This window comes from Syntrophomonas wolfei subsp. methylbutyratica, assembly GCF_001570625.1.
GTDB lineage: Bacteria > Bacillota > Syntrophomonadia > Syntrophomonadales > Syntrophomonadaceae > Syntrophomonas > Syntrophomonas methylbutyratica.
Genome location: NZ_BBQT01000019.1, coordinates 16,883 through 33,473, shown reverse-complemented (window position 1 = coordinate 33,473; position 16,591 = coordinate 16,883). Strand labels below are relative to the sequence as shown.

General features: G+C 41.3%; 18 protein-coding genes and 1 pseudogene. 6 read left to right on the top strand and 13 right to left on the bottom strand.

Annotated features, from left to right (window positions below):
* Positions 1-7 precede the first annotated feature (7 nt).
* The 3 genes from AWB54_RS12190 to AWB54_RS12180 form a co-directional block, all read right to left on the bottom strand.
* Positions 8-790, bottom strand: a complete 783-nt coding sequence (locus AWB54_RS12190; RefSeq protein ID WP_061214872.1) for an enoyl-CoA hydratase-related protein — start codon at positions 788-790, stop codon at positions 8-10.
* A gap of 45 nt (positions 791-835) precedes the next feature.
* On the bottom strand, positions 836-1,678 hold the full coding sequence (locus tag AWB54_RS12185; RefSeq protein ID WP_061214903.1) for a 3-hydroxyacyl-CoA dehydrogenase family protein: 843 nt from the start codon (positions 1,676-1,678) through the stop codon (positions 836-838).
* Positions 1,679-2,218: 540 nt separating this feature from the next.
* Positions 2,219-4,342: a sigma 54-interacting transcriptional regulator gene (locus AWB54_RS12180; protein ID WP_082736201.1), complete on the bottom strand. Its 2,124-nt coding sequence runs from the start codon at positions 4,340-4,342 to the stop codon at positions 2,219-2,221.
* 230 nt (positions 4,343-4,572) lie between these two features.
* On the opposite strand from AWB54_RS12180, the gene AWB54_RS12175 reads away from it, so the two are divergent.
* Positions 4,573-5,934, top strand: coding sequence for an acetyl-CoA hydrolase/transferase family protein (locus AWB54_RS12175; protein ID WP_061214871.1), 1,362 nt, complete (start codon positions 4,573-4,575; stop codon positions 5,932-5,934).
* 724 nt (positions 5,935-6,658) lie between these two features.
* Here the strand turns inward: AWB54_RS12175 and AWB54_RS12170 are convergent.
* The 8 genes and pseudogenes from AWB54_RS12170 to AWB54_RS12140 form a co-directional block, all read right to left on the bottom strand.
* Positions 6,659-7,027, bottom strand: coding sequence for a hypothetical protein (locus AWB54_RS12170; RefSeq protein WP_153014726.1), 369 nt, complete (start codon positions 7,025-7,027; stop codon positions 6,659-6,661).
* Positions 7,028-7,161: 134 nt separating this feature from the next.
* Positions 7,162-8,127 carry a hypothetical protein gene (locus AWB54_RS12165; RefSeq protein WP_061214869.1) on the bottom strand — a complete coding sequence of 322 codons (966 nt, stop codon included), beginning with the start codon at positions 8,125-8,127 and terminating at the stop codon, positions 7,162-7,164.
* Positions 8,128-8,287: 160 nt separating this feature from the next.
* A complete protein-coding gene (locus AWB54_RS12160) occupies positions 8,288-8,821 on the bottom strand; it encodes a GNAT family N-acetyltransferase (RefSeq protein WP_061214868.1) in 534 nt (177 codons plus the stop codon).
* 23 nt (positions 8,822-8,844) lie between these two features.
* Positions 8,845-8,952 (bottom strand): annotated as a pseudogene (locus tag AWB54_RS16395) (GNAT family N-acetyltransferase); the annotation flags it as partial.
* Between the two features lie 130 nt (positions 8,953-9,082).
* A complete protein-coding gene (locus AWB54_RS12155; RefSeq protein ID WP_061214867.1) occupies positions 9,083-9,526 on the bottom strand; it encodes a hypothetical protein in 444 nt (147 codons plus the stop codon).
* A gap of 2 nt (positions 9,527-9,528) precedes the next feature.
* Positions 9,529-9,729 (bottom strand): helix-turn-helix transcriptional regulator, encoded by a 201-nt coding sequence (locus tag AWB54_RS12150; protein ID WP_061214866.1) that lies wholly within the window; start codon positions 9,727-9,729, stop codon positions 9,529-9,531.
* 467 nt (positions 9,730-10,196) lie between these two features.
* The gene (locus AWB54_RS12145; RefSeq protein WP_061214865.1) at positions 10,197-10,529 is read right to left on the bottom strand and encodes a zf-HC2 domain-containing protein; all 333 of its coding nucleotides are present in this window, start codon (positions 10,527-10,529) and stop codon (positions 10,197-10,199) included.
* Positions 10,526-11,002 carry an RNA polymerase sigma factor gene (locus AWB54_RS12140; protein WP_061214901.1) on the bottom strand — a complete coding sequence of 159 codons (477 nt, stop codon included), beginning with the start codon at positions 11,000-11,002 and terminating at the stop codon, positions 10,526-10,528. The genes AWB54_RS12145 and AWB54_RS12140 overlap by 4 nt, the downstream gene beginning before the upstream one ends.
* 95 nt (positions 11,003-11,097) lie before the next feature.
* On the opposite strand from AWB54_RS12140, the gene AWB54_RS12135 reads away from it, so the two are divergent.
* The 5 genes from AWB54_RS12135 to AWB54_RS12115 all read left to right on the top strand — a co-directional run bounded on the left by AWB54_RS12135 (position 11,098) and on the right by AWB54_RS12115 (position 15,633).
* Complete coding sequence (locus AWB54_RS12135; protein ID WP_153014725.1) at positions 11,098-11,370, top strand: hypothetical protein; 273 nt, start codon at positions 11,098-11,100, stop codon at positions 11,368-11,370.
* Between the two features lie 73 nt (positions 11,371-11,443).
* The gene (gene vanR / locus AWB54_RS12130; protein WP_061214863.1) at positions 11,444-12,139 is read left to right on the top strand and encodes a VanR-ABDEGLN family response regulator transcription factor; all 696 of its coding nucleotides are present in this window, start codon (positions 11,444-11,446) and stop codon (positions 12,137-12,139) included.
* Between the two features lie 49 nt (positions 12,140-12,188).
* Positions 12,189-13,361: a sensor histidine kinase gene (locus AWB54_RS12125; protein WP_368664473.1), complete on the top strand. Its 1,173-nt coding sequence runs from the start codon at positions 12,189-12,191 to the stop codon at positions 13,359-13,361.
* A 136-nt stretch (positions 13,362-13,497) separates the two neighbouring features.
* Positions 13,498-14,385, top strand: a complete 888-nt coding sequence (locus tag AWB54_RS12120) for an ABC transporter ATP-binding protein (RefSeq protein ID WP_061214862.1) — start codon at positions 13,498-13,500, stop codon at positions 14,383-14,385.
* 3 nt (positions 14,386-14,388) lie between these two features.
* The gene (locus AWB54_RS12115; protein WP_061214861.1) at positions 14,389-15,633 is read left to right on the top strand and encodes an ABC transporter permease subunit; all 1,245 of its coding nucleotides are present in this window, start codon (positions 14,389-14,391) and stop codon (positions 15,631-15,633) included.
* A 361-nt stretch (positions 15,634-15,994) separates the two neighbouring features.
* Here AWB54_RS12115 and AWB54_RS12110 read toward each other — a convergent pair whose 3' ends face one another.
* Entirely contained in the window at positions 15,995-16,201 is a 207-nt protein-coding gene (locus AWB54_RS12110) for a hypothetical protein (protein ID WP_061214860.1), read from the bottom strand.
* 9 nt (positions 16,202-16,210) lie between these two features.
* Positions 16,211-16,432, bottom strand: a complete 222-nt coding sequence (locus AWB54_RS12105; RefSeq protein ID WP_082736200.1) for an acyl-CoA dehydratase activase-related protein — start codon at positions 16,430-16,432, stop codon at positions 16,211-16,213.
* Positions 16,433-16,591: the final 159 nt, after the last annotated feature.

Here is a 16,591-nt window from a genome sequence, read left to right as displayed (position 1 = left end):
TTAAGCCTTATTTTCCTTTAAACTGAGGCTTCCGTTTCTCGGCAAAGGCCTGGCAGCCTTCCTTCTGGTCTTCAGTAGCCATGCATAAACCGAAGAAATTAGATTCAATCCTCAGGCCGCTGTCCAAATCACCCTGCAGCCCCTGCCCGATAGCCAGTTTGGTATAAGCTACTGACTTAGGGGCATTGTTCATTATTTTCTTGGCCAGCTTGCGGGCTTGATCCATAAGCTCCGCAGCAGGATAGACATGATTAACCAACCCAATGCGATAAGCTTCATCCGCATTGATGGTTCCAGCTGTGAAAGCAAGTTCCTTGGCCCGGCCTTCCCCGACCAGCCGTGCCAGCCTCTGGGTGCCGCCATAACCGGGGATGACTCCCAGACTAACTTCTGGCAGCCCAAATACGGCATTCTCAGAAGCAAGGCGGATGTCACAGGCCATAGCCAATTCACAACCACCGCCCAGGGCAAACCCGTTTACCGCTGCGATGACAGGCTTCTCCAAAACATCAAATTTACGGAAAGCTTGTTCACCTTCATCGCTTAAAAAGCGGGCGTCGGCTGGAGGCATGCCTATAAAGCCCAAAATATCAGCTCCGGCCACAAATGACTTATCACCGGCTCCGGTAACAATCAGAACTTTAATTTCATCATTTTCTTTTACTTCATCTATTGCTTTGCTTATCTCACGAACAGTTGCCGTGTTTAATGCGTTCATAGCCTTGGGCCGGTTGATATATAGAATGCCTATATTGTCTTGCTTTTCAAGGATTACATTTTCGTATTCCATATTTAATGACCCCACTTCCGCCATATGGCAAACTTAAACCAGTTTCTATTTGTTATAGTCAAAGAATCCCTTCTTGGTCTTCATGCCCAGCCAGCCAGCGCGTTCGTATTGTTTCAACGGAGGCGCAGGACGATACTTGGAATCACCGGTTTCTTCATAAAGGGTGTTACAGACTTCCAGCGCTATATCAATACCTACCAGATCAGCCAGCTGCAGAGGACCCATAGGCCAGCCCGCACCCAGCTTCATTGCTGTATCAATGTCAGCAGCACTGGCTAAGCCTTCATAAAATATAAAAGCTGCTTCATTGATGCCCGGAACCAGGATTCTGTTGACCACAAATCCAGGACCTTCTTTAACCTGTATGGGCTTCTTGCCGATTGCTTTTGACAATTCAATTACCATATCAACCGTTTCCTGAGAGGTTTGAGCAGCTGCTATAACCTCGATGAGCTTCATAACCTGGGCGGGATTAAAGAAATGCATCCCGACCACTTTATCTGGTCTTTTATAAGCTGTAGCGATTTCAGTAATGGATAGAGCTGAAGTATTTGTAGCGACAACCACTTCGTCTTTAATAATGCTTGAAAGTTTTCCATAGACATCCTTTTTAATCGGCATTTTTTCCAGAACCGTTTCGAGAACAAATTCAACATCAGCAATATCATTCAGATTAGTTGTGCCTGTAATCTTAAGGGCTTCAGCTGTTCCTACCGGAACCTGACCTTTTTCTTCAGCTTTGCCAATACCTTTCTTTACGCCGGCTATGCAACGATCTACGGCTTCTTGGTAGATATCGTAAACAATGACTTCTTTGCCTGCTGCGGCAAAAGCCCAAACAATGCCAGTTCCCATGGTTCCTGCTCCAAGTACTCCGATTTTGTTAATACTCATTAATTTCTACCCCCCAACTTATTATTAAACTTGCAAAATATTATTTAATTTTCTATTTATCGCCCCCCTTTTGACATCTTAAAGGAATTCTGATTTTGCTTTTTTATTTTGCAAGTTTCGTACCAACATGGTAGTTATCCCTAATTTTCAGGTATTAGCATATATCCATCAGAAAATAACAACCTTCGAAAAAAACCGCAGGATGTCTGATAATTAACAAAGGGATAGCAGGCAAACGTCGAAACACTGTACATTTACTGAAGAAGGTCGAATTGGCAAACCCAAGGGTAGGAGAGGCAGCTAAGAATATTTATTAAAATTGAAATGGAGGCAAAGGAAATTGTTATTATGAGAACATTCAGGTCCAAAAACGAAGGATGCTAAATATTTTTTCGATTAGAAAATGGATAGAACATATGAAGATGCAGGGTATGCTAAAGAAGTTTTGCAAAAACGAATGGTTTTTGCAAAAACAAAGGGTTTCGGTGTTAATTTGTGACAATAACTCTTTCGAAAGAGCTTTTGAAAAAATAATTATTTGTTTCCGTATTTTTCCAATCTCCGATACAGTGCTGAAATATGAATGCCTAACATTTTGGCTGCTCTATTCTTGTTCCCGCCGGTTTTAGCTAAAGCCAGTTCAATCATTTCTTTTTCTATTTTTTCTAACGTATCAGGAAGAGTCGATTCTTTAAGTTCCATTTGTGCCTGTTCTGTAAATGAAGTCTTAAAAAGTGAAGAGAAATGAGTAATGTTCAATAATGAGTCCTGATTCATAAAAGCAAGGTTGACTGCTCTCTCTAAAATATTTTCTAATTCTCTTACATTTCCGGGCCATTCGTAACTTTCTAAATATTCCATAGCTTGGGTGGAGATACCGGTTATGTTGGTTCCCAGCTTCTGATTGATGCGGTTAATCAGACTGTCCACCAGCAACGGGAGATCCTCGATCCGGTTACGCAAAGACGGCACGTCCAGCCTGACAACATTTAGCCGATAATAGAGATCCTCTCGGAACTGGCCTTCTGAAATCATCTTTTCCAGATCGCAGTTGGTGGCAGCAATAACCCGTACATTAATAATAATCGGTTTTGTGCCTCCCACCCGCTCAACTACTTTTTCCTGCAAAACGCTTAGTAATTTAGTCTGCATCGTAAGGGGCATATCCCCGATCTCATCCCAAAATATAGTTCCTTCACTTGCAAGTTCGAATTTTCCTGGTTTTCCGCCCTTCTTGGCTCCGGTGAAGGCGCCCTCCTCATATCCGAATAGTTCAGACTCAAGAAGATTTTCGGGTAAAGCCGCACAGTTAATACGAATAAATGGACCGTGCCTAAATTGGCTGGAATTGTGTACCGCCTGGGCAATAATTTCCTTACCTGTACCGCTTTCCCCGGTAATAAGCACTGTAGAAGTGGTAAAGGACATGCGCCCCACCACATTCCTAATCCACAACAGGGATGGACTATTGCCTACCAAATCGTCAATAGTCCATCTGGCACTATATATATCGCTTATTTCATCTTTATAATGTTTCAGCTGTTTCTCCATATAGTGCAGCCGTTTGGAAAGTATTTTGGCTCCCGACATATCGAGGAAAAGACTGTAGGCAACCGCTCCAATGATTTCTCCCTCTTTAGTTATAGGCATGCGATTTACAATAGTGTCCCGTCCCATAATAGGGAAGAACTCCGCTCTGTCAATCCTCCCGGTTTTCAATATTTCAGGGAGCTTTGAATTGGGCATGACTTCCAAAATATATTTGCCCATGGCATCTTTTTTCCCCAGTTTTAGAATATCAAGAGTAATTTGATTAATAGCCGTAATATATCCGTCCCGGTCGACAATTATATAGGCCAAAAAAGGATTTTCCAATAACCCTTCTAGGAAGTCGTTGAATTCTTTTTCTCGCTCCTGCATTTTTTTTATGAAGATTCGTGCCGCGGACATGTCTAAAAATAAGCTATACCCCAAAGCCCCGACTGTTTTTCCATCCCTAATGATTGGCACGCGATTCACAATTGCGTCATGACAGTTGATGGTCCAACAGGCTGCTTGATCAGTACGTCCTGTCGCAAGTATTTCTGGAAGTTCGGAATTGGGAACAACCTGAAGTATATGTTTACCCAAGGCATCCTCCATTTCAATTCCCATAATATCAAGGTAAGTCTGATTAATTTCTCGAATATAGCCTTCCCTATTAACAATAATATAAGCCAGTTGAGGATTTTCCTCTAACCCCTTTTGAAATATGGTGGGAGATAATATGTTGTCTTGGAGGTCAGGTATAAAATAATTGGGGATACTCATCCGGTTATTCTCGGTTTGGGTGACATTAATCATTTCGGCAAGCTCTCCCGGAGAAATATCGCCCCGACCAATCAGCAAATTTATCATGCTGCGGCGTATACTTTCAATTAGCGGCGAATATGTCCTTACTTGTATTTCTTCCCAAACCTGAAAAGTACAGGACTCAACCAGCTTAATACCCATGGATGTTTTGAGCTCTACAATACATAGGCGGCAAAATCCTTTATCGGAACACATGCCCTTAGCTGAACAAAGATTGGGAATATTAATGCCGGATCTTTGCGCTGCTTTTAAAATGGTTTCCCCTGAAATGACCTCAATTTTATGACCATCAATAATTATTTCCATAACATGTCAACCCCCAAATATTCTCTAACTCATTCTCTTAAATATAAGACTTTTTTGTTTATTTTTCCTTCCATCAATGAATTCATCCACCCTAAAAATTTTCTGGTATGCATATTGCATAAGACGAGTCCAGATGATTGCATGGGATGTTTTTTAAGGAGGTGAATATTTCCTGATTTAAATTCTGCCATCAAATCTTTATATAGTCAAAATTGAAAGGAGCTTAATATATGAATTTTAATTCAAGTACCTATTATGAGGAATATAAAAAAAAGCTAATCACACCCGATCAGGCGGCAAAATTAGTTAAATCAGGCGATTGGGTCCAATATGGCGAGTTTGTTTGCCAGCCCAAAGCCTGTGACGCAGCCCTGGCCAAACGTAAAGATGAGTTGGAAGATGTTAAGTTTCGCTTGGTTACCATGAGTTGGCTTCCCGAAGTATGCAAAGCGGATCCAGAAAGGGAATCCTTTGTAATGAACGATTGGCACTTTTCCGGAGTCTCTCGGATGCTTCAAGAAAAGGACCTGTGCAACTATATTCCCATCACCTATCATGAAGGCCCGACTATATATGACCGGGGATATACTCCGGTAGACGTATCCTTTCAAGCGGTTACGGCCATGGACAAGAATGGCTTCTTTAATATCAGCACTTCCAATTCATTAGCTCCATGTATTAACAGAAGCGCAAAAATCAAGGTGGCAGAAGTTAATACTTCTTTGCCGGTCTGCTTAGGTGGTTATGGCGAATCTATTCATATTTCCGATATAGACTATATTGTAGAAAGCCCTGATAATCCTCCCCCGCTTAATCTTCCTGTGGTAAGTGGTACCGATGCCGATAAGAAAATAGCTGAACTAATCCTTGCCGACATGCGGGATGGTGATTGCCTCCAGTTGGGAATCGGGGGTATGCCGAATCTGGTGGGAGAAATGATATCCAAGTCTGATCTCAAAGACCTGGGAGTACACACGGAGATGCTGTGCGATTCATTTGTCGATATGTATGAAGCTGGTAAACTCACTGGCAAGCGTAAAAACATAGATCCCGGTAAGATCGTTTACACTTTTGCCATGGGGAGCAAAAAGCTTTATGATTTCCTGGATCATAACCCGGCTTGCGCTATTTTCCCGGTTGATTATACCAATGACCCTTATCTAATTGCCCGAATGGATAACATGTGCTGCATTAATAATGCTATCGAAATAGATTTATTTGGCCAGGTTGCCTCTGAAGCGTCAATGGGCCGCCATATCTCCGGAACCGGAGGGCAGTTAGATTTTATACTGGGATCATTTGATTCTAAAAACGGCCGTGGTTATGTGGCTCTTAGTTCTTCAATAATGAAAAAAGATGGATCTCTGGAATCCAGGATAGTGCCAGGACTTTCCCCCGGAACCATTGTTACTGTCCCCCGCTCTATTGCTTACACCATTGTTACCGAATACGGCAAGTTCAATCTAAAAGGCAAAAGTACTTGGGAACGTTCTGAAGGCATTATAAACCTGGCTCACCCTGATTTTAGAGATAATCTGATTGAGGAAGCAAATAAATTTAATATTTGGAGAAGGAGCAATAAGATATCCTAGATTAGAATTAGAGCCACGCTCGTGGGCTCTCAAATATTAAAAACGAATACTACAATCAACTTTAATATCTGAATTCATCCAGTGTAACGACATCAGGATACGGCCAAAAAGCTGCTCGTAATATTCTTGGTTTTTCACAGTCATCAACTCCTGAAAATATTTGTCAATGGCAGGATGACTGTTACCATTCAAAATCGCTCTTTTGAGAGAGCCTTGGAGTGACGTGGGTTTCCGGGCTTTAAGTGCCGCAAACCCGCATTATACAAGGTTTCTGAGGGTCTGAGGATTCCGGTAGAGTATGTTGTATTCCCGATGCTTCCGGTAATGTGAAGGGACTCAAAATCGTGTGCCTTACAGCGTGCGGGTTCGAGTCCCACCTCTGGCACCATAGGAAAATAGGGGCTTTAAAGCCCCTTTAGTTTTTTCTGATGATTATCTTTTACTGTTTGACAGTTAATTTGACAGTCAATTGCAAAATAAACGCTCTCATCACCTCCAAACAAAAAAGTCCCCGAAGGGGCTTACAAATATAATCTAATCCCATATTATTTGTTTTCCAGTCCCCATGCTATTAATTCTAATGCCCTTTCTGGCAAGGCTCTATTTCCGGGGCTTTTTCTTTTTTGCTGCCGGAAACTCCAGCTTGAGATTCACGTATTTGCTGCCGGTGCCGTCCAGCACCCCCACAGAACTTCTTTGGTGGTCATTTCCACATTGTGCTTGGTCATCTCCAGCCATTCCAGTAGGAAGTCGGTAAACAGTATCCGCACCTCGCCAAGTGATCGGGTTTTTGGTCGGCCGGATTGTCCCGGATCAGCGCAAGCTCAACGGCATAGTCCAGGGCTTCCTTGATGACCTCGTGATTATAGCTCTCGTTTTCCTTAATACCAGCTTCACCCAGGGTCAGTAAATTGCTGTGTTCTCCTTTTAATGTAATCTGGTCAATTCGCAGAGGATGTTTTTCATTTCTTGGCAGAGAAATGGCTAGACTTTGCCCATCCGGTGACCAGGCCAAACTCTCAATTATTTCACTGTTCTGAGGCCATAAGGTTGTTGTGTCGGCCACGCCGGTTTTTAAAGATGAAATCTTCAAGTTGCCATCTGGAATATACCCTTCTTGAGGGTCTTGAGTGGTATAAACAAGCAAATTATCTGACGCTATCGTCCGCCTAAGTTCCAGAAGTAAGCGGGGACGTTTCCCCGCTTGCTCCTAAACATTGGAACATATCATATTTCATTAGGATCATTACCGCAAGTATTATTAAAAACAAATCGTGGGTTATAACTGTCTGCTTTTTGTCCATTGAATTTAATATAAATTGTTGTTTCAAAATTACTATCTCCTTTGAGTTCTTTCATCTCTCCATTTTTTACAAGTTTTGCGGCGGCTTGCATATCGGGCATCCCCATTTTGTTTGATTTTTCGATCAGCCATTTTTCATTCTCGCCTGGCTCATAGCCTGAATCATTAAAATAGTAATTTTTGGCGCAGACAGTAATATAGACACCATCGGCCCCATGCTGTACAATTTCCAATTTTGTTAGCAAATAAAACATTCTATTATGATCCAATCCCCCTTCCGGCCACGGGGAATAATAGCCGTCCTCATAGTCAGCTAATTTCCGGTAAGCCTGATGCGGCATATCTTTATAACCCTGCTTCGCAACAAATAGGCTTTGAATGGCGTTTTGCATATCATTGTCACTTATTTTTTCGGGACACTTCATATAGTTCAGCACATAAAAGACCGCAAAGCCAAAATTATTATATCCCAAGGATTGGGTGTATTCGTTGGCCTCAAAAAAAGACTCATAATAATTCATATCCGGCATATAGCACCAACGGTAATCCCTGGCAAACAAGTTGAATTTCTCACGCATGTCATCGGTAATTTCTACGTTGCCTCGCTCATTAATAACGCTTTTTATAAAGTCTGGACCGCTCGGATAAAAAGCATACGAAACTTCCGCTGTCTTTTGTTTCTGTTCTTCACTGGTATCACCGTTTTGTTTTACCTCATTTGTGCCGGTTATGCTCTCTTTCGGCTGGGAATTGGGGTCAACTTCTTCTCGGACAGGTTCCTTACATGCTGGAAGTACATTTTTTTCTTGTTGATGACATCCGGTGATTAATATACTTAACATGACAAAACAAATTGCAGTAATACTAATCTTTTTATGAACCACAAACATATGTAATCCCTCTCTAGCAATTTATTTTCCCGTCTCATCTCCGCGCAATAAAATCATGAGTCTTTATGTTGCTTTCAAGCCATATTTTCATAACTATGTCTAAATCATCAATTTTGAACCTTCTAATCAGATTTACTCCTATTTTATAAACGATGTAACTTTATTTGATTTCCAAGCATGTTTCTTGAGTGCTATTGAAACTAAAAACATAACGCATATCTTCAAAAGGCTCCTTCATTATCTCAAAGGAATATTTCTCACTATTGAACGTGAAGCCGTTTCGCTCATAAAATTTTTTGGCTGTTTCGTTATTTTCTAAAACCCATAAATAAACGTTGTTATATCCGGCAATTTTGAGATCATCCAAGGAGGCTTTCAAGAGTTTATGCCCATATGCTTTTCCAAGATACTCCGGCAAAAGATAAATCGAAATAATTTCTCCCCATTCAGACAATTTCTTATCTCTTGACTTTCCGTAGGCAATACAGCCAACGGCTGATTCTTGGTCATAAATAAGCAGCACGGTTACAGTGTCAGCCTCAATCCAACCTTGAAAAGCATTTACCCAAAAATCATCTGGTAATTCATCCAAATACTGTTGGGGAATCATGCCCCTATAAGCGCTTTTCCAACTGGAAGCATGAATATGGCTTATCGTTTTCGTATCTTGAATCGTTGCTCGCTTTATAACCATAGAATCACCTCGAACATTCGTTTCACCAGATCCAACTCCGGCAGAAAGTCTTTGTGGGATCGCATAACATGAACTAAATAGTGTTCAATGCACCCTGGAATATATAAATTCCAAAAAGCTTTCCTTGTGATTTCTTCTACTCTCTCATAATCTTTTTATCTTCTTTCTATTCGCAATAACCGCCTAAACAACAGTTTTTAATTCCCGCTGTTTTCGTGTTTTAATTTATATCAGACAGTTGATAACAATTCTAAAATAGTTTTAACATTTTTTTTGCAAATACCGATGGAACACAAATAGTGATACAATTTGAAAAAGGAACAATCCTCCTAAGTAGATTATAATTATACGTGTGTTTTCTATAATTTCCAATGTTCCCAGAATTGAAAAAACAACCATCGATATAGAAATAATAAGAAGACTCAAAAGGTAAGCATATCTGCCTGCCTTATTTCGTAGAACCTCATTTCTTTCATCATGTATTTCAATAGATTCATTATCAAGTTTTTCTCTATATCTCTCTGCATTTTTCGGCGTTGTCCAGTAAAAATATTTTCCTGCCATTACTGCTCCGGGGCCAATAAACGCACCAGCAAAGCTGTACAATAAACTTTGCAGCCTCGTCTCAAAAATAATTGCGGCAACTAATATGACAAGACCGATTCCAATAAAACTTAAACCACACGATAAATAACTTTTCTTCATCGCTATTTACTCCTTTCATAAAGGAAAACTTCTTCAATCTTTTTATCAAAAAAATCGGCTATGGCAAATGCCAACTCTAATGAGGGATTGTATTTTCCCGTTTCTATGGAGCTTATAGTTTGTCGAGATACCCGTAGCTTTTTAGCAAATTCCTCTTGACTTAGCCCTTTTTCTTTTCGTATCCTTTCAACATTATTTTTCAAATAAGGCATCCTCCTGTTCGACAAGTTTACTTTACATATATCCTAATAGAGCAACTGAGTTTTGTCAAGTTTCCTTTACAAAAGCTTTGTTCCGCATATCGGTAGACCAATTCTCCGTTGGATAACTTCCGCCGGTGTGACTCCGGCCATCGACACCAAAAACAATCGCTCTTAAAGCTGCGGCATTAGACCTAAATCTTGTTTCTGCTTGTCGATTAAAATAACAAGAGAGCACGGTAAAAACATTTTATGGCCCGTTGTTTCGGGGCTTCCATGGTTTTTATCCGTACTCTCTTAATAATTTATTGCAGTTGTTTCCTTATCATTTATTCTGTCAAACGATTTCTTTGGTCATCCCACGATAACCCCGGTTATATCGTCATTTCCCACGATATCCCGGTTAAGATTTCACTAACCCGGTTTTGTCATTTATTTTGGTGAGTCACACTCAAATTATATTCCTCCAGTCAATAGGGTTTGGGGATAATTCTAAAACCTATAAAGAAATAGAGAACAAGAGCAATAAGGGCAATAGCCAAAATAGTGAATAACATGCCTTCCAGCAACGATTTTAACATTCCTTTTTTCCACCTCTTTGACAGCTTTTTTACCACCTCGGCCTCTTGCAAATTCTGTTCCGCTTTGTTAATGCATAACGTATCGTCCATTTCCAGCAGCGCAGCTTTGCAGCTGTCACAATAAGCAAGATGTTCCTCAACCATCGTTTTGCTGTCATTACTGCAAACGCCATCGTGATACAATGGCAGCAAATCTTTAATGATCTCACAAGATACTTTCATTTCATTGCCTCCCGTAATTGTTTTTTGGCCCTGTAAAAAATTAGTCTTGCCCAACTATCGGTTTTACCGAATAACTCACCGATTTGAGAAAATGACAGTTCTCCGAATACCCGTAAGGTAAAGACCTCTTTGTATGGCTCATTCAGATTATGAAGCAGAATGTGTAATCGCCTTGCCGTTTCTTTGTCAAAGTAGTCTTTTTCCAAGTCTGATGCTGTATCTGGGAAATCTGCATCTATATCCAGAGTCATCCGCTTTTGTTTTTTGGAAAGTGAGAAATAAGTATTTTTAGCAATCTGACAAAGCCATACGTATAATTTGCAGCTTCCATTGAACTGATCTATATGCCGCAGGGCTTTAAAAAAAGTTTCCTGCGTAACCTCTTCCGCAATAGCCTCGTTCCTACATAGGATTAGCACATATTTATATACATCAGAAAAGTACTCTGTATATATTTCTCCGAACTCCGTCACTTTCTCACCTCCTGCCCATAAGACTAGTCTCGCATAAAAACGTTTCAAAGTTTTTATTTTCTTTTCGTCTTGTATCTTCCAGTTTACTTGTATCTTTGGATAACAGCCATATAACCCCATTGCGCAATCCCTCGCTGACCGTTTTGATTATGGGCAGCCGTTCTTCTACACTCGGCAAAGGCTGCGAGCAGGAGAATATACAGGCTATCATTGAGGGCGCAGGCTACTTTCAAGCATATTCTTTCCGGGGCGAAGCTCCCGAAAATGGACGCGTTAAAACAGGAACGGCAACGTCTGACGGCAGAGAAAAGGCTGACTACAAGGAATACCGTGAGGCTTATGAAAATATTAGTAAATTCTCATGCTAAAAATCATAATTAGGGCGGATTGCTTTGATATAATGATAAAATACGGAGCAATGCTGGAAAGGAGCGTTATTCCATGAATGATAAAATTCTTGTCGTCGATGACGAACACGATATTGCAGACTTGATCGAAGTGTATTTGCAAAATGAAAACTATGTTGTTTATAAATTTTACTCTGCAAAAGATGCATTAGCCTGTATCGAAACAAAAGATCTTGACCTTGCTATTCTGGATATTATGATGCCGGAGGTAAACGGCTTTTCCCTTTGTCAGAAAATCCGTGCACAATATACTTTTCCGGTTATTATGCTGACGGCTAAAGACGAGGAAATCGACAAAATTACTGGCTTAACTTTAGGCGCTGACGACTATATTACGAAGCCGTTTCGTCCGCTTGAATTGCTTGCCAGAGTAAAAGCACAGCTGCGCCGGTACAAAAAGTACAATTCCACCAAAGAAGAAACAAATACAGGTTCGATTCTTTCTTATTCCGGTCTGGAACTCAATACGAAAACACATGAATGTCTACTGAATGAGAAGGCAATTAGTTTAACGCCTACGGAGTTTTCTATCCTCCGAATTCTATTGGAACGTAAAGGTACAGTAGTTAGTGCAGAAGAATTGTTCCATGAGATATGGAAAGATCAATATTATAGCAAAAGCAATAACACAATAACAGTTCATATCCGGCATTTGCGTGAAAAAATAGGCGATACCTCAGACGAACCGAAGTATATCAAGACGATATGGGGAGTGGGGTACAAAATTTAACTATCAGGGAAGCAAAAGGAACGTCACCATGCTTCCTGGGAGGTGAAGTTTGAAAGAAATCTTTCATGACGTTTTGTGCCTCAAGGAAGGAATGGTTATAAGTTTGAAAGAAATCTTTCATGACGTTTTGTGCCTCAAGAAAGGAATGGGTATAAGTCTGAAGAATGATACCATAGAAAAGAAGTTACGTATAAAGCTTTACATTACTTTGATACTTTATACATTGATTGGTTATGCCCTAACAATAGTATTTGACTATGGCTTTAGTCGATTTTCAAATGCGTTTTTTCCATGGCTTTACCTCAGAATTGACGTTATCTTTTTCCTATATCTTGTTATCGGCTTTTGCTGTATCTTCTATCATTATTGGAAAAAGCCATGGGGATATTTGCAGGAAGTCATAGATGCCAGCAAGACTGTGTATCAGCAAAATGACAGCACCATCGAATTATCTGAACCGCTCAAAAACATGGAAAAGCAGATGAACCAAATCAAAATGGCTGTTCTGTTAAGCCAACAGGCGGTCAGAGAGGCCGAAAGCAAAAAGAACGAATTGGTCATGTATCTGGCGCACGATATTCGGACGCCGCTGACCTCCGTAATCGGCTATCTAAGTTTGCTTGAAGAAGCGCCCGACATGCCGACCCCGCAAAAGGCAAAATATATAGGCACCGCGCTGAAAAATGCACAGCGGCTGGAAAAGCTCATCAACGAATTTTTTGAGATTACACGGTACAACACGCAGCAAATCAAGCTGACCAAAGAGACTGTGGATTTATACTATATGCTCGTGCAGTTGGTTGATGAATTTTATCCTGTCCTATCTGTCAAAGGAAATTCCGCCACACTTCACGCAGATGAAAATTTGACGGTTTATGCAGACTCCGAAAAGCTGGCCAGAGTGTTTAACAACATTCTGAAAAACGCTGTTCAATACAGTTATCCCCATACGGAAATCATTATTTCCGCAAAGACGGACAACGAAAACCTCGTTATTACATTTGAGAACCACGGGCAGACAATCCCACCTGACCAGCTACCTTCTATTTTTGAGAAATTCAATCGTTTAGATGAAACTCGTAAATCAGACACAGGCGGGACGGGGACGGGACTTGGCTTGTCCATCGCGGAAGAAATCGTTCATTTACACGGCGGAGAAATCTCTGTTCAGAGTGAAAATGATAAGGTTACGTTTACCGTGTCGCTGCCAACTTTGTCTTAGGAAAATATCAATCGGATATTAGGATTTTCTTAGGAACTTATCCTGTTCATCTTAAAGTTTGCAATGTCCTGGTTCAGTACAATAAATACTGAACCAGGACATTTGTCTTTGTAATAAAAGAATAAGGAGAACTGACATGGAACTGACAACCATACACCTTAGTAAACAGTTTAAGGATAAAACCGCTGTTGATGATGTCTGTCTGAATCTTACGCCGGGCGTATGGGGTCTGCTTGGAGCCAACGGAGCCGGCAAGACTACGCTCATGCGGATGATCGCAGACATTTTGAAATCAAGCAGCGGAAAAATCCTTTATGACGGTAAGGACATTCACACAATGGGAGAAGAATACAGAAATATATTTGGTTTCTTACCGCAGGACTTTGGATTTTTTCAAGATTTTACGGTGAAGGATTATTTGGAATATGTTGCCGCGCTTAAGGATGTTCCGGTAAGAGAAACGAGAAAAAAGATTGACGGCCTGCTGCATACACTCACCCTTTCCGACGTAAAGAACAAAAAAATCATCAAGTTATCCGGAGGAATGAAGCGCCGGGTCGGGATTGCACAAGCAATGCTCAATAACCCGAAAATTCTGATTATGGATGAACCGACTGCCGGTCTTGACCCCGGCGAGCGGGTGCGTTTCCGCAATTTCATTTCGGAATTTTCCCATGGCCGCATCGTTCTCATTTCAACCCATATCGTATCCGACATTGAGTATATTGCTACCCAAAATGCCATTATGAAAGCCGGAAAAATACTTGATGTCGGCACAACAGACGAATTGGTAAAGCAAGTCACGGGGAAAGTTTGGACTTGCTTGGTGCCTGCCGACAAGATGCCTATGTATGAAATGCAGCTTCGCATTATCAACCAGCGCAGTGAGGGTAACAATCAGGTATCTATCCGCTATCTGGCAGATGAGGCGAAAACCAGTGATTCTGTAATGGCGCCGCCTCGTTTGGAGGATTTATATTTATGGTTATTCCCGCAAGAGGAAATTAGTGAGGAGGGAAAATAATTTATGCGTATTTATTGGCTGGAAATAAAGCGCGTGCTTAAATCACGCCGTTCTATTATTTTATTGCTCATTGCGCTGTTGATGTCTGCGGTAATGGCCTGGCTTCCCGTCACATTTGAGGACATCAACCAATATGGTGAAGATGGTAACAAAGTAGCGGAGCTAAATGGTCTGGAAGCGATTACTTATAAAAAGTCGCTTCGCTCTATCAATAACGGAGAAGTAACCCCGGAAAGGCTCAAAAAGGCTTTAAATACCTATCAAAGTGCCGTTTCACCATATGGAGAGGACAGCATTTATAGCGGAGACTTCCCGGTAGGCCTTTATATGGAAAAGGTATTTCCGGTCGGGTCGCTTTTAGGAAGGCTGCCGGAAACATTTTCTGACCCCAAAACCGGTCAGGCGACAAGTTTAATGAATATATCGCCGGACAAATTAGACAGCTTTTATGAACAAACGGTACAGCACCTGAAATATATTATGCAGATGGAGCAAAAAGAACACCCAACTGCACAGGAACAAGCCCTGCAAAAATATACAGAGGTAAAAACACCCTTTCAGCTTTATGCGGGATATTCGAGGGACGCTTTTGATTACATCGTGCTTTATATTTTTCTACTTGTGATTCTTTGCACAGCGGCTGCCACACCTACGTTTTCCAATGAATATCAGACCGGTTCAGACAGTATTTTGCGCTGCACCAAGCATGGGCGCTCCCGATTGGCAATTGTAAAAATATTGGCTGCACTAACCATTTTGGCCGCAACGTTCGTCATATGTATTTCAATGCACTTGCTGATCTCAAACCTTGCATTTGGGCCGGAATGCATGAAAACGTCTATGCAGATGTTGTTTTCCGTTATCAGCCTGCCTGCCATTAATTTAGGGCAACTGCAAGCTGTTTTGGCAATCGGAGGACTTATTTCCTTGCTGGCAACTATCAGTTTCACATTATTTCTATCGGCCAAATGCAAGGATTCGATTTCTGTTATCCTGATTGCCATTGTAATGTGCTTGCTTCCGATATTTACGTATTCAACCGGCGCTAATTGGCTCAGTTTTATTTTACCGTCGGCAGGAATCGGTATGCAAAACAGCTTGCTTTATCAACTGACCGGTTTTAATTACCTGCATATTGGACAAATGAGCTTTTGGACGCCTTGCGTCATACTGGCAGCCGCTGTAATTGAAATTCCCGTGTTCCTTCTCCTTGCCATACGAACTTATTGCAAACATCAGGTCGCTTGACAGAAAAAAATTAAGCGAACCAAGTTTTGCCTTGGGAGTTATTAATCAAGACCGAGAGATATCAATATAGGCATTTCGAGAATTCATGAAGCGAGAAAATGAAGATAATGCCTGGAAGATGAGGTCAAGGACTGTAAGACCGATAGCGAAGGCAAAACAGAGATTGACAAATTGATGAGCGGTGAACCAATCGGAAGGCTTCAAGGCATGGATAAGGCAAAACGAAACGAGATTTTGAGAAATCAAGAAAATCGACGGCGTATCGCTAAGACAGATTACCCGAGTTACCTGGATGAGTGTAGATATTGTCTTCAATGCCTAGTTTTAGCCAACAAAAAGAACGTCCCCCTGTCGGCCCCCGTCAAGCAACCTTTCCTAAACAGATCAGCCTTACATCTTCTTCATTCTTGTACAGCACATCCTCCATAAAAGGCGCTAGCACATCAACATTCCCGAAGCCTTCTTCATCCAGTTTCGTCCTCAGCAAGCGGTTATACTGCCCGTCTGTTTCCGTTCCTTCATTTTGCGGAATTAAAAAGGCAATACTGTCTCGCTCAATCTTCGGCAATTCATAAAGCTAATAGGGGAAGAAGATGTAATCCACCTTTTTTACCACCAGTTCGGCCATATGGCCGGTAATCAACTTAACCGGATAGCAGGTTTCATCCAAAGCATACTGCTGGCCCAGGCGGACGGTTTCTTCACTGCTGGGTTCGGACAAGATTACATTGAAGCCCAGTTCTTTAAAAATGGCGTTGAACATGGAAAACATCCCGTAGGTGAACAAGGCCCTCGGCATACCCACCGTTTTTTTGCTGCTGTCTATTGATTGCAGCTCATGCCTTATCCGAGAAGCTTATTTTAGTTAGCAACAATACTAAAGAATTTAGCCGAATTCCCCAACTGCGGATTCAAAACTGGGCTGAATAGACCTATCTCCACCTCGTTCAATTCACTG